This window comes from Segatella copri (assembly GCF_002224675.1).
GTDB classification, from domain to species: domain Bacteria; phylum Bacteroidota; class Bacteroidia; order Bacteroidales; family Bacteroidaceae; genus Prevotella; species Prevotella copri_U.
In genome coordinates, this window is record NZ_NMPZ01000004.1 from 152,859 (window position 1) to 177,889 (window position 25,031).

Consider the following 25,031-nt stretch of genomic DNA (forward strand, 5'->3'; position numbering starts at 1 on the left):
TTAGTTGCCTTGTTTCCAATAGCGGCTTTTAAAAGCAAGATGAGAGAGGTCATCAATGTCTTCCTGTGTCAATTCAGCCTTGTCTGCAAGACGGTTACTTGCCACATTAAGGAAAGAAGCATAAGAGAAAGTGGAAAACTGACTAGGTATGAGGTATGTATATATGTTCATGTTCTCTTCAGAAGAAGATGGATGCTTGAGATTAATCATGCTCATACCCTTGACAAGCGCAATGAGAAATATCATGCTCTCATAAGTAAGATTCGTCTGTTCATCCATACAGATTCCTGCATAGTCAAGATTCATCCTGGAAATGAAGTTCATGGAAAACAGTCCATAGCCCGTCCATTCAGTGGACTGCAGTAGTGACCTGAGATGGGGATCCTCCGGCAAGCCCAAACCTCTGTTGACACTATCTGTATAGCGGCGCATGGTTTCGACCTTCTCCCAGTGGGTAGAAGGATCCTCAGATTGAGTAGAGTTTCTTACATCTGCAATAATTCCCAAACGGATGACGTCTGGAGATGTTGACTTCTGCAGGAATTCTACGATTCTTGCAAATAAATTGGGTCCCCAATTAGATCGTTCAATCGGAGTATCATAGTAGTCATCTTCATAGATGTCATTATCTAAATTGTCTTGATACATACTGTGGTTTACAATTAATAGAATTTGTTTTACTTAACTGCAAAAATACAAAAAAATATCAGAAGCTCCAAATTTTAACATAAATATTTGAAGGACAAATGCTTATTTTTATATTTATTAGCGTTTTATACCATTATAACTGCTCTAATTTAACAAGAACTATTCTTTCTTATTTAGATTACAGTGATTTCTATATGCCTGTTTATTATTTCATTTTTCTATGTTTGTTTTTCATGATAAAAGTTCAATATAGGTATTCGGTTACAAACCCTCGATTATACTTTGTTAGTAAGCCCTAGGATAGACATTTCCCAGGGCTTACTCTATCTTATATGTTTCAACTTTCCCCCATGAAGGGGGATGGTTTCTTCAGGCTGGCTTCTTTCATTTTCTCCCTGCTTTGAATCTGCAGCCAAGTTTTCCTGACTTTCGACAACTCCATTGCCATCTACATCCATGTCAATTGGAGTCGTGGTGCGCAGATCTATGCTTCTGTCAGATGTCTTCGCTTGGCAAGCCTTTTCTGCATACTGAAAAATAATAGAGGCAGAATGTTCCGCCTGGGAGAGGACGCTCTTGGTAAAAGCAGGATTCTGAGTCAGCAGGCTTTTCCAATATTTGCTGTAGCCAAGACTTCTTACATCAAAATGAAACTTTTGACCTATCATGGCACAGCCAATATGGGCAAGCAGGTCTTCCTTGACAAGATGCTCATACGTATGAAGCTTACATGCCTCTTTTCTGGTGCTGCGAACCAGACCAATTGATAAGTCCCTTAAATAGTTATCTTCTGAGTCAAAGTGACTGGAAGGTGCCATATGAATGACATTTTCCTTTTCGCTATAGCTCACCATATTCTTTTTCCCATCGAAAACAATGAGTGTGGGATAATGGCCTTTGATGGTAAGGGTTCTGAGTTGGGATGAAGAGTCACCCTTGGATGTTTGATAACGGCTTTTAATCTCTTCCCATCTTTCAGGGTACCTCTCAGCGAAATTGGTCTGCTCGATATTATACATCCTTCTGCATCGGCTTTCATCGGCTAAAAGAAACGCTTCCCTGCTGATATCCACCTTAAGATGCTCTTCTTTGAGGTCCTCTTCTGACAAGAAAACGGGAACCTCATAGCCCTCCTTTTCAGTGTAGATAGCTAGAAGGATAGACAACTTGCTATCAAACGCTGCCCCTCCCAAGGTACCTGGGAGAGAGGACATACTCTTAAGCCATGGGAGCTTCGGATAGGTAACCTGAAGGCTCAAACGGTCAGCCATTAAGGCCCCGTATTGTGAAAACGCCTGTTTTTGCAGGTTTTCCTCCGTATGCCATCTACCCTTGATAGGTTCAAAAAACGCTTCTTCCGGACTTTGATAAATTTTATCATTCTCGATGTTCGATGGTTCCTGCTTGGAATCCAGATTTTGAAAAAGATAGTCATTAACCAGAGATGCGAGTTTCTCCTCATATCTGCAAGAGGCTTCCTGGATCTTTTCTTCCATCTGATTCTGGGCTTCCAAATCCATGGTGGTGACATATTCATCATATTCTTCCTCCAGTTTTTCCTGTTGATTTAGAATTTGTTTTACATCAGAATCTGGAGGCAGCAACTCCTTGTTGCCGGAGAGTGGACAAAGTGGATCCTGAAGCGAAAGCACATAGTCTCTCATTAGGAAGACTTCTTCATCTGAATTGGAATGAACTTTTATAGCTTTGACTTCTGCTTCCTTTTGGGGTGACACTTGAACTTCTTGAGCCTTATCCAAATGTTGATTGAAAAGCTCCATTCCACCAAGAATCAGAGGCAATTCCTTGGTAAGTTGATTAACCTGCCTTGTCACTGTCATCTGATTTCTCTTCACCCCGACTATTTGATTGACACCCTCCTCGATCAAGCCCTTTTTGATGAATTGAAGGTCATCTTCGCTTAAAGATACCTCTTTATGTCCTGGATTTCTAAATGCAGAAAGTTTTCCAGTGTTGGAAAGAAGAATACCATCTACATGACCTTTAGTTGTTGGAATTCCATCAGAAGTGGCCGGTATATACAGAATACTATCACCAATCCTGTTTCCCATGGTGTTCATGAGTTTTTCCAAATGAGCATTCAGGCAGTCCTTTTCAACCTGTTGTTCTACAAGTCTTATAAGCGTAACATACTCATGGGCATTTTGTTGGGTAATACATATATTCTGAAGATTATCTCTTCTATCATCCACATACCCACTAACTATCAGGCTATCAGAACTACTCATACTCCAAGACATTGGAAGGAAGTCCTTTTCTGTTTGCTTGAGGTAGAGTGAAGAAGTTTCCTTATCAGGCAGGATACCTGCTGTAATAAGGGGATACGACTGATGGATTATCTCCACCAAGCCCAGAAACTCTTCATGTGCAGTATTCACTCTTTCTCTTATTTCTAACCATTTCTTCAATTCAGAGGGTTGCAGGTTAACTATATCATGAGATTGGATGAGGTCTTGAAATGCTTGCAAGGGTAGGGTATGGAGTATGGGGGCAGATGTAGGACTGCAGAATTGAGAGTAGGCGATGGAGGGCTTTTGAGTCTCATCCCCTTTGATAAACCTCTCAACCTGGATAATGCATTCATTCTTTCCCGATTGATCTTTAAAATACGTACCCACCAGATCAAGTCCATGTTTCTCAGCAATCATAGACTCATATAATGCAGGTAGCTGATAACCTGCTGTCTTGAGCTGTTTCAGTCTTTCTACCTGCTGGCTATTGGATTCCATGACTTCATTATCACCAATCCAGGTTGTCAATTGTCCATTCTGCCATTTGACGGCTGGTAGAGTTGGAGCACACTCAGCCTTGTCTTTTGCCCAATTGCTGAGTTGGAGAGCCCATTTTTCAAGCAGAGTCAGCTCACCTTTGGAACAATTCAGGAACTCAATCTCTTCTCTAGTAAAGAAATGGTCTTTCGGAAATGGTTTCAACGCCTCGTTCAAACTATTTTTGAAGAGACTGTTCCATCCTTTCTTGAGACGATGTCCAATGCCTTTATTGATTTGATCGTTCATATTTTGCTATTCCCGTTGATGAATGAGTAGATAGAATTCATTGCTTGTCATAGGTAGTGACCACTTTGACTGGCAATGAATTTCTATCTAGATTGATTTTTTACCTTATCCCGCAGCTGGGGCCGTTTTTTCCGTGTTCATATCCCAAGGGGAAATCTTATTGACGCGACAGTTCAGCTGAAGATTGTTCTTGAAAACATCAAGCAGCAAGTCACCATGTACTTCCACATAGTTACCGGCCTCTACAGTACATTCAACCGATGGATTGACCATGAAGCTAACCCAGGTAAAGGCACGCTTTTCTCCATCTTTATCTGAAGAGAAGGCAGAGAATACCTTGAAAGCAGAACCCTTCTTGCTTGTCTTGCATTCAATACCCTTTGGACCAATCTTACCTCGGAATTCCATACTTCCTTCCAGACGGTCTTGAGCAGAAGATTCATTCTGTTCAATGGCGCCTTCTGAACGGAGATTGTAATACACGGCTTCTTCCACCTTTCTGATGTAGAGGTTGCCTTTAATAGTTACTCGACGACCGGCAGAATAATTAGCGGCGGTGGTCTGATCACCTTCCGTTGTTACCCCGATATGGAGTTCCTTGACGCTCTTGTCTTTTCCCTCAATAGGGACAACTAAAGTGAAGGCGAGGAATTTTCCCCCTTCCTTGTTCTGTTTCTCTACTGCACTGCTGACGATAATGCCACAGGCTGTTACATTACATTTAATCATATTGTTATAGTTTTAATGATTGATGATACATTTATGTCATGTCAAGCTTGTCTTGAGTCCAACAGCTTGCTTGTTCTCTGGAATCTCAGTTTCAAAGATGGTACTAGCCAGCATCTGCAGCCTGGAAGCATCTACCTTTTCCCTATTTCTTTTAATCAAGGAGGAATCGTCCTTCACTTCTTCAGATTCTGATAACTTTGCATCCTTGTTGACTACTGCCAGCATTTCTGAGGCCTTTATTTTAGCTGCCATGGTCAGAGCTGCAGAAAAGAGTGTCGAGATCAGCTCAGAAAACGCATCCTTTTCATTATCCCTGCCATATTCCTTATTTTGGCTCATCAAATAGGCAAGCCATTTGGTTGGATCATTGGAATGGGTGACATTGGCTAAAAGTTCCTTCCAGTTACTTTCCTTTACCTGCGGTTGAACAGAAGGGGAATATTTGCTTCTTTCCACAGCCAGCAGATCTTCGCCGTTTCTCCAAAGTGGCGTTTGTTTGCCGGTTTTACCCTCTATAGCTGCGAGATAAGAGATTGGATTGAATGCCTCAATCTTACCGGAAAGGTCCTTTATCTTGGTTTCAAAATGAAGGTGGGCGCCACTAGAACGTCCGGTATTGCCTGATATACCTATCTGTTGTCCGGCCTGTACTGTATCTCCAACCTTCACATGAATCTGGCTCAGATGCATATAGGTACATTGAAGTGTGGTTCCATCATCCAGGGCATATTCAACCTTGATCATGTTTCCGGTATCTTTGCCGTAACAGGCAGAAATGACCTTGCCATTGTTTTCTGTAGCATATACAGGCAAATATTTTCCACTAGTGGAAATATCAACCCCTCCATGAAGATGACCACTTCTCTTTTCATGGAACAGACCTGTTACCTTGAGATTCTCGAATTGAATCGGTAAGGCATAATCCTTTGACATGGGAATATGTGGGTTCTTCTGATGCTTGGCATAACCCATTTCAACACCCATCTTCCTGGCTTGAATGACAGCCATCTCATCATATTTGTCAAGATGGTAGCGCTTAATTTCTCCAATCAAGTCGGATTTATAATCTTCCTTGCTGGCATATCCCCCTGCCATAATACCATCAGCCCATCCTTGATAGTCCTGTGAGCTCTTTGAGCCACAATGCTTTTGGTATCTAGGAAGCAGCAGAACCTTGGAATGATCTTCTACACTGGCTCTCACATCCTGGTACACCCGGAAAGCCTCCGGATGATTATGGTCATCTATATGATAGCTGACAGGTCCTTTCCAGGAGCTTCCCTGCTTCACTCCAAAGAAATTGGAGCTTTCTCTGGCCAGTCGGGATGTTCCGAAACTACTTTCAAATCCCATTTGTGCCAAAGTGACAGAAGCAGGAATACCATATTTGATCTGCTGTTCAATGGCTATTGGGGCATACTTTTCATAAAATTCATTTTTATTGATTGCCATATTCTTTCCCTGGTGATAGCCATGGGAACAGCTTCCCATGGCTGGATGTTAACGATGAAATCCTCGATGTGTCTTTGCTTCTTGCTGTACTTCTTCTTTCTGGGGTGTTTCCTGAGGAGCAGCAGTCCTTGCTTCTCTTTCCTGAGCAGGCTGAAGTGATGCTTGGACTGATTGATTGATACGCGGGATAAAGGTAATGGCAGCAACAGCTCTCTTGTAGGCATCCATGTCATCAGCCAGCCAGAGATTATACCATTGTTGTTTGGAAATTGGCTTTTGCATTCTCTCCCCATCTACAGTGGCTATCACTACCTTTGTCTTGGGATCATTTTTGTCTGCGCATATTCTAACCTTTTCCAGGCGGCTCATATCAATGCCATCCGTATTTGGCATGATGAGCTGCTGCTTGGCATCAGGATATCTATAGGCCATATCATAATATTTTTGGGCCAATGCCTTATGCATCTGGAGTTTATTGTCCTTGCCCATTACATTGAAGTAGGCATTCAGATGCTCCTTCATGGGATATATGGAGAAAGACTTCTCGTTTTCAGGCTTGATGAAAAAAGCATATTTGCCCTCTGAGTCCTGAATTGCCTGGAATTTCTCAATCTTTGTTTCCTTTTTCTCCTGCGCTTGACTTGCTACATCCAAGGTTTGAAGAGGAAGAAGAGTGAACTGCTTGAGCTTGCTCACCGTAACTTCCTTATCCTTATAATAGCTGTTTGGCTCCTTGAGGGCAAGACTTCCACCGGCATTATAGAAACTAACCATCTTCACACCTTCTTTCTTCAGGGCAATACCAATTCTAGTCTTGTTCATGCCTGGGACCTCATTATTTACCAAAAGGGAAGCACCGGCAGGAAGAATGATATCGGCAGTTTTCTGCTTTCTGTCGAGTACCACAACCATTTCCTTGGATTCCATGGAAGGCAATCTATTGAGATCTGCCGAGATGGAGTAGTCTTTCCCAGAGGAGAGAACGTCCTTGGAAGGAAGCTGACCACGAATGGCCTCATAATTGACCTTACGTTTCTCTGCCAGGTTATCTATGGTCTCCAACGCAAGGTTTACATCGCGTTCTATGATACCCATGAGATTTCTATTTTCTCTCAGTTCTCTTTCCCAATATGGGATGAGCTTCTGACTGTCCTGTGAGAAAGTTGCCGGTAATCCCTGACGGGCCATCATTACTCCTGCAGTAAGTTCCCTCACAAGCATTTCATGCTTTGCATCATCATCCGGAAGGAAGTTGTTTCTGCCAGAGCGGTCAAGACGACTGTCCACTCCTGTGGTTGCAACCACAGCACGGTAAATATCATTCGCCTTCATAATCGCATTGACGTGCTCATTACCATCCTTTTTGCTCATTCCGCTAATAGTCAGTGTATTTGCCTTGTTATCGAACTTGGCATCCTGTAAAACCATCACACGCTCATACTTAATACCTGAGGACTTGGCTACATTCTCTGCCGTCTGATAGGCCTTAGATAGGATAGATGTAGCAGGAATAACCTGTTTACCTAGTTTTGGTTCATGGACAGTATCACAGATGGCAACCCGGTTACCTGCCCTAATCACCTTAGGCAACACAGTATCAAGAGCATATGAAGGGAAAGAAAGATGAGCAACTTTCTCACCTGCAATATCCTTCTCCGTTGAAGCGATACCAATGATGGGTGAGACTACCTTTGCCTTTTCACCAAAAACTTCATAGAAGTTATCTTTTTTGACCATAATGACCGTTTCCGGGTTCTTTACCTCATGTAATCTTACATATTGGAGAGTCTTCTGCTCTGACGAGGTACCCAGTTTTGAAACAAAGTTCTCAATCTGCGGCCCCTTCTCCTTGATCAGCGAAGAATAGCGTTGCGCATCACTTGATGAAAGGATGGTCTGATCAATATTATAAACGTGGTGTCGCTGACGGTTGGCATGGATGGCATAGTTGGTCTTTTCCATGTCTGGCAAAGAGTTATACTCTTCTCTAGATATCGTATCCGTATGGTCAGCCACGTTCTGATATTCCCATTTCGTCCAGTTGAAAGGAAGCGAGGTTTGCCCTCTCATCACCGGCATATCGTTTTCCTTGGCCTTGTTATAACTCGAATAGAGGTTGGTCTTGAAGCCTTCAAGATCACTCTGCAAGTTCATCATGATGTTGTTGAAGGCAGTGATAGGCTTGAAGGAATCCAGAAACGCAGCATTTTCCTTGCCTTTTTCATTCATCCAAACTCCATCATGATTTTTTGCCCTTTCCAGTGCAGCAAGAAGCAGATCTGCATGAGAGGCAGGATGTGCTTCGCTTTTCTTTTCTTTCTTGGCAGCATTTTCATTGGCAATGGAAGTCATTTCCTGCTGTTTCTTTTCTTCCTCCTACTTTATCATGTGACTCTTCTCTTCATGATAGTTACTATGTTTCTCATCATCAATGATGGCTTTGGCCTCTTTCTCGGCCTCATGCATAGGAACTCCTGTGGCTGCAATCTGCTCAGCTTTGCCTGCAACATCAGTGGTGATATCGCTATCCTCATGTGGAATGGGTTGATTTTCCTGAAAATTCTGGTCAATGACATCCAATTCAGCTTCCATCTGGGATTTCACATTAGCATCAAGAAACGCTTCTTCCTCTTTCTTGTTTTCTGCCGACAGAGATTGATGGGAATCTACCTTTTCATTTCTGATGGGCTGCTTCACCTCTTGACTTTCCATGGTATTGGCGATGTTTTTCACATCCTGGCTAGCATCGCTTTCCAATCCATACCTTTCTATGGAAAGTTGGATATCCTGTTCGCTGACTCTACGTAAGAGTTCATAAGTACCACCCACAGTGTTGTTATAGACAATGGCATAGTGATCATTCTCCACAAGAAGATCATCACCATGCTGTCTAGTTGCATTTTTGAAAGTGTCTTTTTGAAGGAGAGCATCTCCCTGGTCATACTGCTCAGCTAAAACAAGCAAATCTTCCCATTTCTCCAATTTGGTGAGACGGTCAAACTCGTCCGTACTGTCAGTACTCTGCAAATACTGATACGAGAAATAATAATCTCTCTTCTGAGAATCATCTTTCATCCCCTTACTCTCATCTGAATCATTCATATTGCCATTCTGCTTTATGGTTTCATTGACCTCCCCATGAGCATGAAGCTTGGGAAGGAGATTGGCTCCAAGCGAGAGAAGCTTTTCATCACTTACATCGTCAATCCAGCTTCCCAGCACCTCATTGTCCTGAAAATAAGCTCTAAGCTCGGGGAGGCTTTCAACGGCAAGAACAGTATGCTCACTTTCCTTGTCAGAAGTGATATTTTTTATCAGTGACGAGAAATATGCCTCGGCAGAAGAAAGGGATTTTTCCTTTGAATTATCAGGAGTTTCTACATTTTGCTCTTTCTGTTGCTTCATTTCTTCCAATTGTTTATCGTTTTTAATTTGTTCATCAATACCATCGAGATTACCCTCTAAGAGGGCTTTTTCTCCCAGGGCTATTTTCTGCTTGTCTATTTCTTCCAAAATCATGCGCGATGCCTTGTTTACATCTGACATGATGGTAACAATGAACTTGGGTTGCTCACGCAGCGTCTTTATCCAACTATCCACATAGGCGGCATTATTTTCTGAAATTCTACTGGAGAATCCCAATGCATTACCTATGACAAAAGCGGTAGTTTCTGCCACCAACTCTTCCTTGGCATACTCTTCTGAACCAAAAGAGGCCTGAGGAAGACGGTCCAAACGGGACGGATGACCTGTAGAATGAGCCATTTCATGAAGGGCAGAAGAGTAGAACTCCTGTCCATCCTTGAAGATTTCTTCGATATCCTCATGAATATTGAATTGCGTCTTCTTAGGAACCTTGATGAAATCACGCGACTTGTTATAGCTGGCACCTGGTGTTTCCAAATTTACCTGAATAGGGCAGAGCCACTCTTGCTTTTCAAACATTCTGTCAAGAGCAGCATTCTTGTACATACCTGCATCATCCTTCTGAGGAACGGTTTTAAAGCGTGAAAGAATAGTATCATACTTTTTCTTGTTGACCTCTTCCAAGGTAGTTTGGTCTATGTTCCATTCATTATATACCTTCAAATAAGGTCGAACCTGGCATTTTTCCTGTTCATCCTTTGAAAGGAGAAGGAATTTTTCCTCACTCAGGCGCTTGCCGTTTTCATCCTTGACATTCAATCCCCATTTGAACACAGGAACTGACGGTTCTCCTTTCTTGATGAGAGCTCCATTTTCACGTGCCTGCTTAGCTGTCATGTAAACCGGAACATGATAGCCTTTCGTCATGGTATGCATCTGCAGCAGGAAGGCATTTCCTCCTACATAAGTCCATCCCTTGATATTCTGAGGAAGTCCCATCAGGGTTGTACCACTAGTCCATCCCTGTTCCCAGTTTTTCTCCTTGCTGGCCTCCAGGCGTTCTATCATCATATTGGCAAACCTTTCAAGAGCTCTGTCAATACGAGTAGGCTCATTTCCCTGAGGAGCAGCCTTGTTTAATTCTTCGAAATCCATAAATGATATATAATTCGTAATTTACTTGGTTGAAATACTTCGTTTACCTATGATGCTTTACACCTTGTCAGAAATGAAGCCCATCCTATTTGATTCCCTTGGATTGATCCAGGTGCTCTTGCTGACCGATACCCCTTTCATACTCTCCGGCTGCAAGTGCAGAATTTTCATCATATTTTCTTAGCACTGCATTTGCCAGGGTAGATAGAGGAAGGAAGCCTTTCTCATAGGCATCAATAGCCGTTTCAGAGATACCAATGACGCAGGGCTTTCCGTCAACATCAGCAATCATGCTGTTTCCCTTGATGGCAGGGTGGGAGATCCTGGGATTCAAACTTTCCTCCTCATATTTCTTATAGTTGGGATTTTGAACAGCAGTGTTTTTTGCTATTCCAAGTGCTGCATGGCCTGCATTATTCAGCAGGTTAGCACCTCCAAATCCTACCAAAAGAAGCTTTAAGAGAGGGTTTCTGACAAACATGCCTCCAAAGATGGCAGACAGAGGAAGTAGATTATCTTCCAACTGCAGGTTTGGATTCTTACCAGTAAACATGCCGATTATCATATCAGGAAGCATGGCTAAGACATAGCCCATGTTCTTGGTTACATCACCAAAACCAGAAAGACCCACCTTATCCAAAGCATCTTCCCATCCAGAAAACATTTCCTTGGATAATGTAGAATTTTGTTCCTGATTTCCGGATTGAGTTCCCGAATTCTGTATGCCTGCGGGATTATTACCGGTTTCTACATATCCTTCTTGTGGAGTATAAGATGCCGGTATGGCCGTTTGATTGATGATGTCATCGAGCTGTCGCATGTTTTCATCCCATGAATCTTTATGAAGTACAGCTTTTGGAGCAGCATGTTTTTTCTCCAGAATGACTGCAGCTTGTGCATAATCAAAGGCACGCTGGCTTACTTCCTTGTATGTCATATGTCTTCCAGCAACATTAATCCACTCTCTTTTTCTTTTTGACATCTCCATGGCAATGGCATAAAAGCCAGAAGCACATTGTTCCAGCCGCTTCTTATCGAGCTTCAGCATCCAAGAAGCAGGTTGGCTGTTTTCCCTGAAGGGTATGGCTTGCCTGGAAAAGTCTGCCTTTATCTGAGATAGAAGTTTTTCTGCCTGATTTTTATGCCTGGCATAGAAATGATCCATCTCTTTCCTGCTGTATATTGAGAAAGTAGGAGCAGAAGTCTTGATCTTTCGTTCCAGTTGGCTATTAAGCTGATACATTACTTCGGTATTTGCCTTTCTGATGGCATCACTTCCGGTCTGTATCTTTTTGATGGCATCTTCATCGTGAAAGATTTCCTTGCTATCTTGCTTGGCATACTTTTCATTTTGCCAGCCTTTGTTATTACCAATCGCCAAGCCAGCCCTCAGACTTCCGTCAATAGTAGCTCCACTCCAGGCTGAATTCAGGAAAGATGCGGTTTTAGGAGCAACCTTGATTCCTGCCTTGCTGGCTCCTTTTACCAGTAGAGAATTCCCAGATGCATAACCACCCGTCATTGCTGCATCAATAGCCATGGCACCGCTAATAGCCATACCCTGTTCCAGCATATTGGGATTATACAGGTCTTCTGCCTTCTTCTCAATGAGAGAATCATGTTCGCCCTTCTTTGGACCAATTTGGGGGAGCAATCCCAAGAGACTGTCATCCATCGCTTTTCTGGCAATATAGGTGGCACTGTTCTTGGGAACCTTTTCCCTCGCCAATTGTTCGAGAATGAAATCCTGAAATCTCCTAGCCACATAATTTTCTGCAAAAGCTGCTAGTTTTTCTGAACCTTTGCCACCATTTTGTCTTACCAGCTCCCGATAGAAAGAATCGAGAAATGTTTGGTAGTCTTTGGAAAACTTGGCGTCTTTTCCCCACCATGCCTTGCAGCGGCTGATCAAATCATCTGATGTTTTCTTATACCAGGTGCTATTGACTTTAAGTTGCATGTCTGCATTTCTAATCTGCATGTTCACCGGTACGAAAGGGGACGCATTTTGGTTCCAGGAGTCACGAAACTCCCGGCTTTGTTTTTGCCTCAGGCTACGAACCTCATTTGTCAGAGCAGGCGCCATGTAGCGGCTAAAATACTGTCTCATGCAGTAGTCAATCTGCGATAAGCTTTGATATTTGTTTTCGTTTGCCATTATGATAGGAATTAGAAACCGAGGAGCTGCTGACGAGCTTGCTCGATGGCTTTATGATAAACTGTCATCTGTTTGGGATAGAATCTGCTGAGCCAATCTTCCTCTGAAATCTCGTCATTGATGAACTTGATTGCCTGTAGTCGGGTAATCTCAATTGCATTTTCTCCCTTTTCCCTGCCGTTGAACCATGCCTTTGTCCAGCATCTTCTTCCCGATGTATCGAAATACACATAGGCTTCATGCTTGATGTCATAGCTTTCCACTTCAATACTTAAATCAGAAAGTGGATCCATCACTAATCCATCTTGGGCAACTTGATGAGAAAGTTTTTTTTTTGAGTCTCACTCCAGGAAGCCGGACATGCATTGTAACGCAACCATGAATATCCAAGGAAGTCTTCTATAAGAAGGTTTTGAATCTTTTCTGCCAAAGGTAAGCTACTGTCAGTAAGTCCCAGAGGATTTCCCATATCAGGAAGCTTTTCGAAAAGATAATTGCGTTCAGCTGCCTCTGAAAAGATATGCCGGAGCATGGTCTGCAGTCTTTTCGGAGGAGCATAGCTTCCTGTTCTCAGTTCATTCATATACGATGGAAGCCAACGCATCATCATCATCAGAATCTCATCCTGTTCCTTGTCATACTTGGTTTTGACCTTCTTTCCTCCAAGCTTTTCCACCATAGGAGCAGAATGGATACCCATTGCTGCCAGCTGCTGGATATTGGCCCAGATCATGGAAAGAAATTCCATAGGATCAACGGTTGTTCCATCGAATCTGACTTCCAGATGTAAGAAGGGACCGCTCTTGCCGATTTCCTGTCCTGCCTTGATGACGGTTCCATAAGGACAATAAGCTTCCATGAGATGACCATACTTGACCTCATATTTTCCATACTTGGCTATGATATAATCCTCATGAATACTATCATGCCCGGCACCGATAATCATGCCGGAGGCCATCGCATAGAGAGGTTTTCCGTTGGTGAGGAGGTCTACACCCTGATGTTTGAATGGTGTTCCATCTTCTGGATGCTGCTGTTCCCCATAGCCTAAAGAGATCTGGAGTTCCTCCTGATCTTCCAGGGGGAATGGCATCATGAAACCACTTTCAGATTCAAGAAGCATATCTTTATAATTTTTCTTCATTGTGCTTGTTTTTAGCTGTATCTACTCTTTCTACATCCTTCTAGAGCGATAGGTGATGTTATCTTCCTCGCTTTCTATAGGATTTTCCAAACTCTTGAACATAGGAGTCTCCTGTGAAGGGGACACTGCTGATGGATTTCTGTACTGATTGCCCTGCTGAACGTTTGACTGTCTTTGCTGCAGAGGGGAAAGCTGACGGTTATTGATATTTTTCAATGTCATTCCGCCCAGAAGCAAACTGGCAGCCTTACTTAGCCAGCCAAAGCGGCCGAACATCATATAGGAAGATAGGGCTAAAGCGAGAATATTCATCTTCGATACCGTACCACCTGACACCTGGTTTACCAGATTGTTCATACCTCCCATCATATGTTCAACCATTCCTTCCTGGCTCTGCGTATCAGGATTACTTGCCTGATAAAGGTTAGGTACCTGTTGAGTGGTTGGGTCATAGTATTGACCATTACCATTATTTACCATGCCATTTCCCACATAGCCATTCCCCATTTGATATGGATTGGTCATTTCACCCATTGCATTCCCCAGGGAGTTTTTGCTGAATTGATAAAAGCCGACACCTTCATCGATTACAGAACCAGCAGCATTTGCTACGGTTTCATAAATCTTTGGGGCTTTTTCACCAGCTGCTACCTGACCAACCATACCTCCAAGACCATTTTCCTGAGCTTTTTTGCCACCAATGAGATAAAGAAGCGGGTCAATGACTCCTTCACCGGAAATCAAGCTATAACCACCAAGCCCAAGTGCAGCATGCCAGCCCAAAACCTTTGGGTTCTTGGTATAGAACATCGCAGCATTCTTTAGGGTACTATTCCCTTTCACAGCTTTTTGGGTAGCCTCTTTTGCCTGATGAGTGGATTCTTTGACCGCTTCCTTGGCTTCATCTGCTGCCATTTCTTTCGATGCTTTGGAAGTTTTTCCTGCCGCTTTTCCAACATTCTTCTCTTTCATGGCTACCTGTTCAACTGCCTCTCTGGAAGCTGCAAGAGTTTCCTTAGACTTTGGAATGGCATTGAACTTTGATTTGGATTGCATGGAGACTTTAGCTCCCTTTACAATTTCCTCAGTGTGTTTGGCTGCTTCTGTGGCTTGCTTGCCACCTCTAAAAAGACCTTTTCCTTTTTCAAGGGCTTTTACACCCATTTCTTTCCAAAATCCCATATCAGATTGATTTTAAATTCTTAATTCGGATAGTTCAACTTGACGATGGCTCTCACCTTATGGCTTTCAGTCTTGGGTGTTTCCATGATTCCACCATTGGCAGAAGAACAGAGCCAAGCCTGGTAGTTAGGATTGTCCTTAACCTCCGTAGATGTCCAATACCAGGTGTCTAAAGACAGATCTATTGGCTGTCCCCCCAGTTTTCCAATAATTGAATTTATATGAGGAGCACTTTTCATCAGAAGTCTTTGTTCTGCCACACTCGGAATATAATCACTTTGACCATGATGATGGAAGTTGAACATCTCCAAGGCTATAGGCGAACCTTTACCCGTTTTCTGGTCTCCACTGTTGAACATGGCTACAGTATTGGTAAAACCATCAAAAGCTTCTATATCCTGGCTTGTTCCATTAGCCAGTCCCAAGGAATCACAGAAAGCTCCATGGGCTTCATTCAGCATGACTGCCATTGCCGGATGCTTCTCTGTTGCTTCTGCAAATACCACTCCCACAGCCTTCTTTGAATTCTGGGAAAAGAAGGCAGCAGTGTCCATACAACTATGATCTTCACAAAGAACATAACCTATGTGATGACCATAGTCGATTGGCTCATGCTCGTCACATGAGACCAATAGACTTTGTAGAAGGACTGTCAATAGTCCACAAAAAATAGAAATATATTTCTGTTTCATTGTCATGAATCTCTTTAAATGTTAAAGGGGTATCTTCAATCCCAGGTTCACACCGGTCTTGAAACGCTCCTTTCCCCTGATGGTGATATCTTCCTTTACTGAAAAGAAGAAACTCCATCCATCATATAAATTATAGGTATGTTCGTAGCCGACATGAACTGCACCTATTGCCTTGTTCAAATCACTTCCTGCACTGGCTCCAACCCTGAGACTTCCATGGTGGTTTCTGCCTCTGGTAACACATGGTTTGTAGGCAGCACCCACACCCCATGTATTATAGTTGTGCCAAAACGATGTCCTGGTAATGTGGCCTGCCTCCGGATCCTCATCATATTGGATGGTACAGGTGGCAAAGTACTCCCAGGCATTATGATATAAGGTTTCTCTTTCATAGGAAAGAGTCGTTTCCAAGGTCCTGGGATAGGCTCCACCCACCGCAACCATCAGATGGCTGCCCTGATTCTGCGCCTTTGAGGATAAGGAAAACAAGAGAGCCGGAATCATCATCCATAAGCTCTTCTCGAGAATCTTTACATAATACTTCTTCATACTTCTTGCTTTTATTGTTCACGCAGTAGGAGGGAGGAGAAGGAATCTGCAGAGAGCACATCTTCGTAATCGAGCTGCAGAGAGATGGTTCTACCACTGATTTGCTTCTCGCTAAGTTCAATTGAGAGAACCTTATCATTAGGGAAAGTCATCTTCTTCAAGACGGCTACATTTCTATAACCCTTCTTGAAAGATAAGCTTCTATCAAGAAGCAGTGCCGGTTTAAGCTCCAGGGTCTGGACATTGGTGGCCTTCTGCTGCTTCTTATCCTGAAGCTTGAAGCGCAGCTCATCAATATCAAACTGCAAATTGGTAAGATTCTCTACTGAGAAATCCACAAAGATGTATTCTCCCACAACATAGATGTTGTTGAGACGCATCTTCAGTTTATGATGATTGCTGTAGGTTCCCCTATACTTGGCTGGTGAATTCCATACCTTCATGGCATATGCCACCATATCTTGGGTCGACATGCTGATCTCAGGATTATGGAAGGCATTTCGTTCAACAAGCTCCACTTCCTTATCTGCCACCGCCTCTTCCATCTTGCTTGTATAAACCAGGGCATATTGCACGCGATAACGTTCAGTGATGATGGTCACAATACCCATCACCTCACCATCCTGATGATGGGAAGAGGTGGGCTTGAGTCGGATGACATTATCCAAAGGCTTGTCACCCACGATGGAATCCGTAGAGATATCCACCATACGGATAGGCTCTGATGCTGTGATGATGGAAGATACATTCTCATTAACTGTGAGGCGTTCCATATCATAAAATGTTTTCTGTGCCATGATTCCCATACTGAACAGACACATCACGATGAGTGTCAATACTTTATTCTTGAACTGTTTCATTTCTTATAATTTTGTCGCAAATGCTTTTAAATGGTTTATAATTTTGTCCTGCCATGTTTGGAAGATGTATCCACCAAATACACTTTGGTTCCATACTTGAGCTTGGCTCTGTTCTTCTTGACATTTCTTCCCAGAGCGTTCATTGCCTTTTGGGAAGCATTGGACATGGTTCTCGAAGCCCAGCTCTTGATACCTGTACCTCCTGTGGATGATTCCATCAAATTGCTGCCTTGAGTAGCAGAAGAGGCTATGTCCTTGGTTGTTTCTCTGAAACTGCTTTGAGGAACATAGAGACCTTCCAACCCATCAGTATCATAAAGGGAAAGGCTGACTCTCAGGATTTCTTCCTCAAAGAAGATGCTCTCCACCTTACCCTTAACCCTTTGTTTGCCGAAATCACTCATCTGGGCATAGATATAAGTACCCTTATTGACAGTGGTGCCTCCGATTTCAATGTCATCCAGGAGACGCAGACGAACTCTGGTTCCATCAACGGCCTTCACCTCTTCATCAATAATGGCAGAGATAAGTTTGCTTTTGTTTTTTTCAATGCCAAGGGTATTGAAGTAATCGGATACATCTTTACTCTTCTTGGTAACCATCTCTGGAGTTTCATCCGTTGAAGAAGATACCGTCTCATGACTCTTAACATGCGAATCCTTTCTTTCTTCATGAATATCAGAAGAGTTTGCTTTGCCGGAAGAACGGAATCTGCTGGATGAACGTTCTTCTTCATTCTCACCTGAATCATAGAAAGAAGCCACACCTGAAAGATTTCTATTCATCTCTTCCCAGCTTTGGGTTCTTCGCTTTCGTTGCAGACGGGCAATTTCAGAATTGCTTACTGGAGCCACAAACTCATCATTTGAGGCAGATTCTCTGGAGGAATTTTCTCTCACACGACTTTGCATAGCCCTGAGTTTCTTGAGCTCTTCCTGTTCAGCTTCCTGTTTTTTGATCAGTTCAGCCTCCTTCTTGTTGTACTGAGACTCAAATTCTTCCTTTTTTCTCACAGAATCACGATCACTCTCCATGCCCTCAAGGCCGGTAAGGTCAGTGATTCTGCCATATTTTCTTTCCGTATTATCCATCTTACTGCCTAACAAGCTGTCAGTCTTGGCATCAGGAAGCGCACTGGAAAGGTAATCTGTTGTCTTGAGATTGCCATTTCCCGTTTCCGGAATCTTCATTTGAAAGGCATCAATAAGTTCGTACCCAATGAATAAAGCGAGAACATAGATGACCAAGGGGAGATAATACTTTCCCTGTCTGAAATTAATCTTATTTGTCTTCATCTTATGATTGCTATTTGGTCTGTTGACGTTTCAATAAGGCAGAATCCACCTTTTCCACAGCTGTGGTTCGTCTACTGGCATGCTGCTTATATGATCTTACCATGTTCAGGACATTGATACCAAGACAGCCAATCACGAAGGTAAACACCAGTGCGATGAATCCTATCCGGTGACTGTTGGCAAAGAGCTGAACCTTTGAAACCAGAAAATTGATGCCTGATTTCTCGGCAAATCTCATTCCGGCTTCTCTTTCCTTTTGATATCTTTCCTTGTACTTTGGGTCATCCTTGCTAGGCATTTCTTCACCCATAACCATTTTCTTTAAATTCATTATATATAATGTGTAAGGATTAATACTCAGATTTCTTTCTCTCCTCCAAATCCCTGTTGTAAAGGGTACGCCAGTTGGTAATCAAGATGCCATGGGGATTATTTTCCGTTCTAGGCACCTTCTTCAGATTACCAGCTGTCACGATTTCACGCATGAGGATATTGGTTCTACGCTCAATCCGCTGTCTGCCATAATAGGTAAAGGTAAGAGAATCCTTGTTCAGCCGGATACTGTCACAGAAAATACTGCAGATGGTGGATGTTCCTATCAAATTGTTATAGAATCCCTTTTCCTTCAGTGCATTATACTGGGCAAGTCCTGTCTCATCTATGAGATACATGGCTTTCTCCATGGTATAGCGGATATACTTGTCATCAGGAGCCAATGTGAAGAAGAAATGATGAAACATCTCAATATCACTCTTTGCCTCTACATCGAAGGTCTCTTCCATGGTGGTCTGCTTGACAAGAACCGGGACATTTCCATCCAAGACATATACCTTTTTCTGGGCATCACTTACCATACCTCTAGCAATGACTATGCTGCCAAGGCTGATGACCACGCAGCCTATGAGAAAGAGGCTGCTGATGATCATTACCATTTTAATCTTGTTTTCTAAATTCTGTAATACGGCCATTATTTCAAATGATTTATAGGATTTTACGATTTCGGCATCAAACTCATGGCACTTTGTTTGGCTGAAACAGCCACTCCCTCGCCGAAGTTACGGGTGGAGAAGGCAGTATCTCCCTCAGGAATCATCCATGCTGCCAGGTCTGGAACCAGATTTAAACATTTCAGGGAAACGATTGAGGCCACCAGCAGATAACCGCAGGTCATGAAGGCATTTTGAATATAGCCTGTAATCTCCCCCTTTCCTGCTGTGATGACTGAGAGGTTCTCCACCTGCACACTGATAACGATATCAAATAGCAGGAGCACATAGAAGCCTACGAAGTAGAGCATGGCTCCATATAGATGCACTGTCAGATATCGTGTGAGCCATTTTGCCCAGGCCCCTTCCCATTTAGGCAAAACGGAAAATGCCCACTGGATAGGACCGAAGATGGTAGGCATGCCCAAGATGATCTGCTGGCAGAATATGGTACTCCACCATCCGATTCGGTAGATGACAAGAGCCAGGAACATGACGATTTTATCAAGTCCTATGATCAAACCGGCAAACACCGTTCTATCAGCGGCTTCCTGCGCCAGCTGCTCGCCTTCCTGATTGGATTCAACTCCTTCCACCTGCATGGTGGCATCCTGTACAAGTTCGCTCAAGATGAGCTCCTTGGCCACTTTTTGGGAAGGGGCAACCTTGTGATATAGGGAATCCCTCTTCTGAATCAGCGGCATAAGCTCATTATATTTCTCACTTACCTGTACTGCTTCAGCTTCATAAAGATCATGGGTATAGGAACCTATGCAGTTGGGAATGAAGGCCAGCGCATCCAAGATACTTCCTTTATTATTGGTGGAAGAGGGATACCAGAAGCACATCACCAGGGCAATGCCCAGGATCTTCATGATTTTTATCACATCGATAGGTTCACCCTTGACCAGCATCTTGTAGGACATGGAACCTGCTACGATAATGGAAAACAGAGCACCCAGTGCCATACACATCTGGAGAATCCACCAGAAGGGACCTTGTGAACCGATGAAATCTGCATTGCACAGAAACTCATTTGTCTGGAACACAACATTGTCTATATCTTCCTCAAACAGATCCACGCCAATGGTCTTGGAGAGGTCTGAGAGATAGCTGCTCATTCCACTTGTGACACTGCCTGTGGAAGTGTCCAAGATTAAAGATGTAAATGCCATTGTATTTCTTTTCTATTTTTTGTTTCTACTTTTCTCAGGGCTTGCTACCAGCAAAGCCATCCACAGCCATGGCTGCCTGCCATCGTCTATAGGCATCAGCAGCTATAACAGTATTGGAACTGCCTCGTTCCATCTTGGTATCATTCTCTGTAAATTTCTTTCCCTTCTTCAGAGAGTTCCAATAAAGAAGTTGTCTGACCAAGGTCATATTTCTCTTGACAATATCCTGATAGATAGCAAGATATTCCTTTTTTCTCATACCCAGGTCCTGATAGGATTCATGGGTGACCTTGATGGCCATTTCAAGGCAATTGTAAATATTGCGCCAGCTCTGATAATCACTGGGGCTACCTCCGTAGGAGACGATATGATTGATGTTTTTGTTAAACAGCTCCATCTTCCGATCAAGTTTGCTCTTTTCCAACGTCCATGACATATCCGAGATTGATGAACGGGAAGTGATGTTGAGGGCTTCAACCTTGGCCCGTTTTACATAGCTGGAATCAATCTTCTCTGCTTCATTCACTTCCTTCATGGTGTTTGCCATCACCTCCGTTCGGTAGAGAAGCTTGTTCCTGACGTTGGCATCCTTCTGATAGTTCTTATGGAATGCATTGTAATACCAGGCCGGCGAGAGACTGCCCTTGCCAGTTTCCATCGTAGTGAACTGGTTCATGATATCTCGCTCATGGATATAAGTCACCTCCTGAGCCTGTAGACTGAGACCTGCCAGCAAGAATAAGGCTAGAAATAGCCTTCTAATATGAAGTCGTTTCATGATTGCTTTCTATTTTAATCTTTTCTTCCTCCTATTAAACTACCACCCCCCAGAGGCAGATGGCTAAATGGCTTTTTCTCCTGAATACAGGCATGCGCCTCATTTCCAGCGGCCAGCCACCTGGTATAGGAGTCTTTGACGATTTCCTTGATTCCCCGGGCCATGAAGATTTCCTTTTTCCAGTGACCAAGACGGATGGTCAGATATGTATGGATGTCCAGATAAGCATGATAGATAGCATAGTCGATTTGATCCATACTTTCATTGATGCTGTTTAGAATCTTCATCAGATTGGCCGTGGAACATTCCGAAGCTCCTGAGAGAATGAGTGACAAGTCCATATATGACTTGTAGAGATTCTCGGTCTCCAGTTTGATTTCATCCACGGTTCTGGAACTCGTGTTGAGAATCAGGGTATCTGATGACCATACTGCTCCATGTGAGAGAATCTTGTCGTGATAGGTATCAACGAGTTTCCAATATCCCTCCATGTTACGTTTGATGCTATGGTAGGTATTCACCCCATGGAAGGCTGTAGCAGTACCCTGCAGAACCAGGTCCAGAATCTCAAAACCTCGTTTATATTTATCCAGCTGGTCTTCTATTTTCCTGTAATCCGTGATTTTCTTGCTACTTTCCTTATGATATTCATACACACCCAGTTCCATAATGGCTCTGACATCCAGCACCGTTCTTACTGTCTTATGGTTGTCTATCATGGCTTCCAGAGAAAGAGGATCATCCTGTGCCCACATGGCTGAGGGCAGGATGGCCATCATGAAAGCCAAAATATTCCTTCGAAAAAAGGATTGAAGTTGGAAATTACTCATTGCATTGAAATGTCATTTGTTAATTGTTATGTTGCCATTTTATGGACTTTCGCTATTGCCCGGAGAAGAGGATTTCTTCATAGCCTTCAAGCTGGCATCTTCCCAGCGTCTGAGGGCATAGTCAGCTATGTCCGTTCTTCCTTCTCTGCTCACTACCTCAATGATCTGCCTCTTAAGGAAGTCAAGAATACTCTCCCTCTGAGTCATTACCTTTTCTATGAGAACCAGCTGTGCAAAGATCTTAGTGAGCTCCTGCTCTACATATCGTGCCACCTGAAGGCGGTCACTGGCCAGAAGAAGATGGATACCGTCTTCATCATCCTCTTCATCTGCAACCTGGGTTGAATAGTTGTATCTCACCGCGATGCTGCAGCTGGGAAGGTCAGCCATCCACTGTTTCAGATGCTTGTTGACCTCATCGGCTCTTTGCTGCTCTGTCTGGCTCATATCGAGCTTCAGAACTTCAAGTACTGTTTCTGAACTGCTGCTAGAGGTAAGCTTAAAGTCCACAGAGAGAATAGCACGATGAATCCTGACACCTAGAACATACTTGGGCTTTCGACTCAGCTTCAAAGTGGCAGTATAGGTAACAGCAGTCTTGGCATCCGGACAATAGCCGTGCCTTACAAAGACATATTCATCACTGCCCTGCACCCATTCCCCCTCATCCAGCCATTGAATATGATACATCGAGGCAAGACTGGCCATGTTGGAAGGGATCCGATAGGGACCATCCAGGTTGTCATTCATATCCTGATAGTACTCATCCAGGGCATTGCCAACCTGAGAGAGTTTATTTTCTGTATGTCCAAGCTGCTTCTTGAGAAGGGTATTGTCCTTGGAAAGGGCATCATACTGTGTTTGCAGTTTCTCTGCCAAAGGATAGTTCTTATATCTTTTAGCCTGATTGATCCTATCAAGGAGAGATCTCAACTGGGTATCGTTGGAACTGATCTCGGATCTGAGAGCGTTCACCTGATCAGATAATTCCTTTTGCTGCCTGATGAGTTCCTTGGAACCATCATCCTCTAGTACGGGAGAATGGGACATGGCAAAGTCCTTGGACTTCGGCCATTCCAGTTGATTTCCCTGGGCGCCATTTTCCTTCCAGTTGAAAGAACCCTCACCAAGTGATGCTCCATCTTCACATTGAGCTATGAAACTCACGGTATTGCAACCCTCCATCTTCTTTTCATCGGCCATGGAATAGTAGCGTGGAGTATCACTTCCCAGCAGAAAAGTCACAGAAGGATGATCCTTCAAATAAGCTTCATTTTCTTCCTTATAGCCTTCCAGGCGTGCCTTCATCTGATTCATGAAGGTTGTCTTATCCATGGTTTGAGAATCAAAGATTTCCTCATACACTTCCTCCCTGATATCCCAAGAGTCAGTAACCCGCACCGCATAGGAGTTGAAGCAATAGCGCTCATCATAGGAATGCTTGAAAGTTCCACCCTTATAGTGCCGTTGCCGGTCCTCATGCTTTTTGAAGTACTGAACCTTGCACTCGTGCCCAGGATTCTGTTTATTATAAGCCTGGCATTTGGCAGTATTCCATTCTGTAAGCTGGAAAAGCTTGTTCTTCACGACTCCCTCCTCTTCTAGAGTAAGATTCTTATAACAGGGAATCTTGGAATAGGAATCCCTCTTTTTCCCACTGGCATGAACATGCCATGCCTCATTCCACCGCTGGTCACCATAGGACTCATAGCTGGGTGGGGAGTAATCACATAGGATCTCAGAACCCACATCATGCTTATAGATATACCATCTCTGGGTATAATACTGCCCTTGGAGTTCCTTGAGATAGGAAGAGATATAGCCTGTAAGGTTGTAGTGGCTGGTTTGAAAAAGCCTTTCCACTGCATCTTCGTTGCCTTCACCCACTACGGCAAACAGCATCTCCTTGATGTTGTCGGCATCCTTAAAGGTTTGATAATGGTCCTTGAAAGACTCATACATCTGGGCTATCTCCTTAGGCTTTGCCTTGAATATTCCCCCAATCTTGCTGGCACTTTGCAAGTTACTGTCATAGGTAACCTTTCCTGCCTGTGCAATGACGCTACCCAGATTCTTAAAATCCTCCATGATCTCCTCCCGGGTAATATCCTTGCCGAAATCTCCCAGCTTTCCCAAGAGCGACTTCCAATCCACATCACCCAGTTGGGCTAGATTGAACAATCTCTGGAGATCTTCATTGAGAATCAGAAACGGTATATCCTTGAAAGAATGTCGGCCATTGGTAACTACCAGTTCAAATTGCTTGCAGAGATTCTCCACATTGGTAGTTGTCCTGAAAAGATAGGGACCCCAATAGATGGCATTCTCGGGCTGTTTGAGCATCTTTCCTCCCACAGTGATGAACTTGGGCATAATGCCATCTTTCACCAGGTGGAAAATTCTGCGGTAATAGTAGTTCTCTTCAGAAGCGAATAGTCCAGGGTTACGTCGTGCATCCCTCAACATCTTCTTACTCTGGAAAATACCAGCAGAAGCAATACCCGCAGACTTATAGTGCTCCAGAATCTTGCTGATGTTATTGGCTGTGGAACCTTCCTCCAAAGCCTCAATCTCATAAGCAGCTGTCATGGCGGCAGCCGTTACCTTATCAATGTTCATGCTACTCCAGCTTACAGCAGCAAGGGGAGAATACATGAAAACAGAAAGCACGATGAATGCAAGGAATCTATGCATAGTCTTATATTATGGATGTTTATAATTGAATACTTTTCTTTCCTTGAGAACCTTTCGTGAAAAATCCAAGGATTTCGTGATGCCACTGAGCTTCCAGTCCCTGACAAAGGTCTCGACCGCTGTCCTGTAATCAGAATGAAGGAGCTGCATGTAGAGCTTCAAAGCTTCCTTCTCCTGCTTCTCCGTGGTATAGACCATATAGCACTCTGGTGGTTCCTCCACGCCAAACACATCACCCTTGAGTCCACGCTTGATGAAAACTTCCATGAATGGAGACCTGCCTTCCTTGTTATCCAAGCC

At 43.5% G+C, this 25,031-nt stretch carries 20 protein-coding genes and 1 pseudogene; all 21 read right to left on the bottom strand.

The window, feature by feature from the left end:
• On the bottom strand, positions 1–648 hold the full coding sequence (locus CFT61_RS04105) for a hypothetical protein (RefSeq protein WP_089543199.1): 648 nt from the start codon (positions 646–648) through the stop codon (positions 1–3).
• A gap of 323 nt (positions 649–971) precedes the next feature.
• On the bottom strand, positions 972–3,686 hold the full coding sequence (locus CFT61_RS04110; RefSeq protein ID WP_089543200.1) for a hypothetical protein: 2,715 nt from the start codon (positions 3,684–3,686) through the stop codon (positions 972–974).
• Between the two features lie 105 nt (positions 3,687–3,791).
• The gene (locus tag CFT61_RS04115; protein ID WP_089543201.1) at positions 3,792–4,415 is read right to left on the bottom strand and encodes a hypothetical protein; all 624 of its coding nucleotides are present in this window, start codon (positions 4,413–4,415) and stop codon (positions 3,792–3,794) included.
• Positions 4,416–4,451: 36 nt separating this feature from the next.
• A complete protein-coding gene (locus tag CFT61_RS04120; protein WP_176425493.1) occupies positions 4,452–5,867 on the bottom strand; it encodes a glucosaminidase domain-containing protein in 1,416 nt (471 codons plus the stop codon).
• Between the two features lie 48 nt (positions 5,868–5,915).
• Complete coding sequence (locus tag CFT61_RS04125) at positions 5,916–8,219, bottom strand: ArdC-like ssDNA-binding domain-containing protein (RefSeq protein ID WP_089543203.1); 2,304 nt, start codon at positions 8,217–8,219, stop codon at positions 5,916–5,918.
• A gap of 24 nt (positions 8,220–8,243) precedes the next feature.
• Positions 8,244–10,388: an ArdC family protein gene (locus CFT61_RS04130; protein ID WP_089543204.1), complete on the bottom strand. Its 2,145-nt coding sequence runs from the start codon at positions 10,386–10,388 to the stop codon at positions 8,244–8,246.
• Positions 10,389–10,473: 85 nt separating this feature from the next.
• Entirely contained in the window at positions 10,474–12,546 is a 2,073-nt protein-coding gene (locus CFT61_RS04135) for a hypothetical protein (protein WP_089543205.1), read from the bottom strand.
• Between the two features lie 11 nt (positions 12,547–12,557).
• Positions 12,558–12,842, bottom strand: a complete 285-nt coding sequence (locus tag CFT61_RS04140) for a hypothetical protein (RefSeq protein WP_089543206.1) — start codon at positions 12,840–12,842, stop codon at positions 12,558–12,560.
• Positions 12,842–13,690, bottom strand: coding sequence for a M23 family metallopeptidase (locus tag CFT61_RS04145; protein WP_089543207.1), 849 nt, complete (start codon positions 13,688–13,690; stop codon positions 12,842–12,844). Before CFT61_RS04145 ends, CFT61_RS04140 begins: the two co-directional genes overlap by 1 nt.
• A 30-nt stretch (positions 13,691–13,720) precedes the next feature.
• Positions 13,721–14,872, bottom strand: a complete 1,152-nt coding sequence (locus CFT61_RS04150; protein ID WP_089543208.1) for a hypothetical protein — start codon at positions 14,870–14,872, stop codon at positions 13,721–13,723.
• A 20-nt stretch (positions 14,873–14,892) separates the two neighbouring features.
• Entirely contained in the window at positions 14,893–15,564 is a 672-nt protein-coding gene (locus tag CFT61_RS04155; protein ID WP_142990551.1) for a DUF1566 domain-containing protein, read from the bottom strand.
• Positions 15,565–15,585: 21 nt separating this feature from the next.
• Positions 15,586–16,113 (bottom strand): hypothetical protein, encoded by a 528-nt coding sequence (locus CFT61_RS04160; protein WP_254918844.1) that lies wholly within the window; start codon positions 16,111–16,113, stop codon positions 15,586–15,588.
• Positions 16,114–16,124: 11 nt separating this feature from the next.
• Complete coding sequence (traN, locus tag CFT61_RS04165) at positions 16,125–16,934, bottom strand: conjugative transposon protein TraN (protein WP_254918847.1); 810 nt, start codon at positions 16,932–16,934, stop codon at positions 16,125–16,127.
• Positions 16,935–17,008: 74 nt separating this feature from the next.
• Positions 17,009–18,268, bottom strand: a complete 1,260-nt coding sequence (locus CFT61_RS04170; protein WP_089543211.1) for a conjugative transposon protein TraM — start codon at positions 18,266–18,268, stop codon at positions 17,009–17,011.
• Between the two features lie 10 nt (positions 18,269–18,278).
• A complete protein-coding gene (locus tag CFT61_RS04175) occupies positions 18,279–18,578 on the bottom strand; it encodes a hypothetical protein (RefSeq protein WP_254918845.1) in 300 nt (99 codons plus the stop codon).
• A 40-nt stretch (positions 18,579–18,618) separates the two neighbouring features.
• A complete protein-coding gene (gene traK, locus CFT61_RS04180) occupies positions 18,619–19,236 on the bottom strand; it encodes a conjugative transposon protein TraK (RefSeq protein ID WP_089543213.1) in 618 nt (205 codons plus the stop codon).
• A 23-nt stretch (positions 19,237–19,259) separates the two neighbouring features.
• The gene (locus tag CFT61_RS04185) at positions 19,260–20,375 is read right to left on the bottom strand and encodes a hypothetical protein (RefSeq protein WP_089543214.1); all 1,116 of its coding nucleotides are present in this window, start codon (positions 20,373–20,375) and stop codon (positions 19,260–19,262) included.
• A gap of 88 nt (positions 20,376–20,463) precedes the next feature.
• A complete protein-coding gene (locus CFT61_RS04190) occupies positions 20,464–21,207 on the bottom strand; it encodes a DUF5045 domain-containing protein (RefSeq protein ID WP_089543215.1) in 744 nt (247 codons plus the stop codon).
• Positions 21,208–21,221: 14 nt separating this feature from the next.
• Positions 21,222–21,995 carry a hypothetical protein gene (locus CFT61_RS04195; protein WP_142990552.1) on the bottom strand — a complete coding sequence of 258 codons (774 nt, stop codon included), beginning with the start codon at positions 21,993–21,995 and terminating at the stop codon, positions 21,222–21,224.
• An 81-nt stretch (positions 21,996–22,076) separates the two neighbouring features.
• Positions 22,077–24,731 carry a hypothetical protein gene (locus tag CFT61_RS04200; protein ID WP_089543217.1) on the bottom strand — a complete coding sequence of 885 codons (2,655 nt, stop codon included), beginning with the start codon at positions 24,729–24,731 and terminating at the stop codon, positions 22,077–22,079.
• 9 nt (positions 24,732–24,740) lie between these two features.
• Positions 24,741–25,031 (bottom strand): annotated as a pseudogene (locus tag CFT61_RS04205) (conjugal transfer protein TraG); the annotation flags it as partial.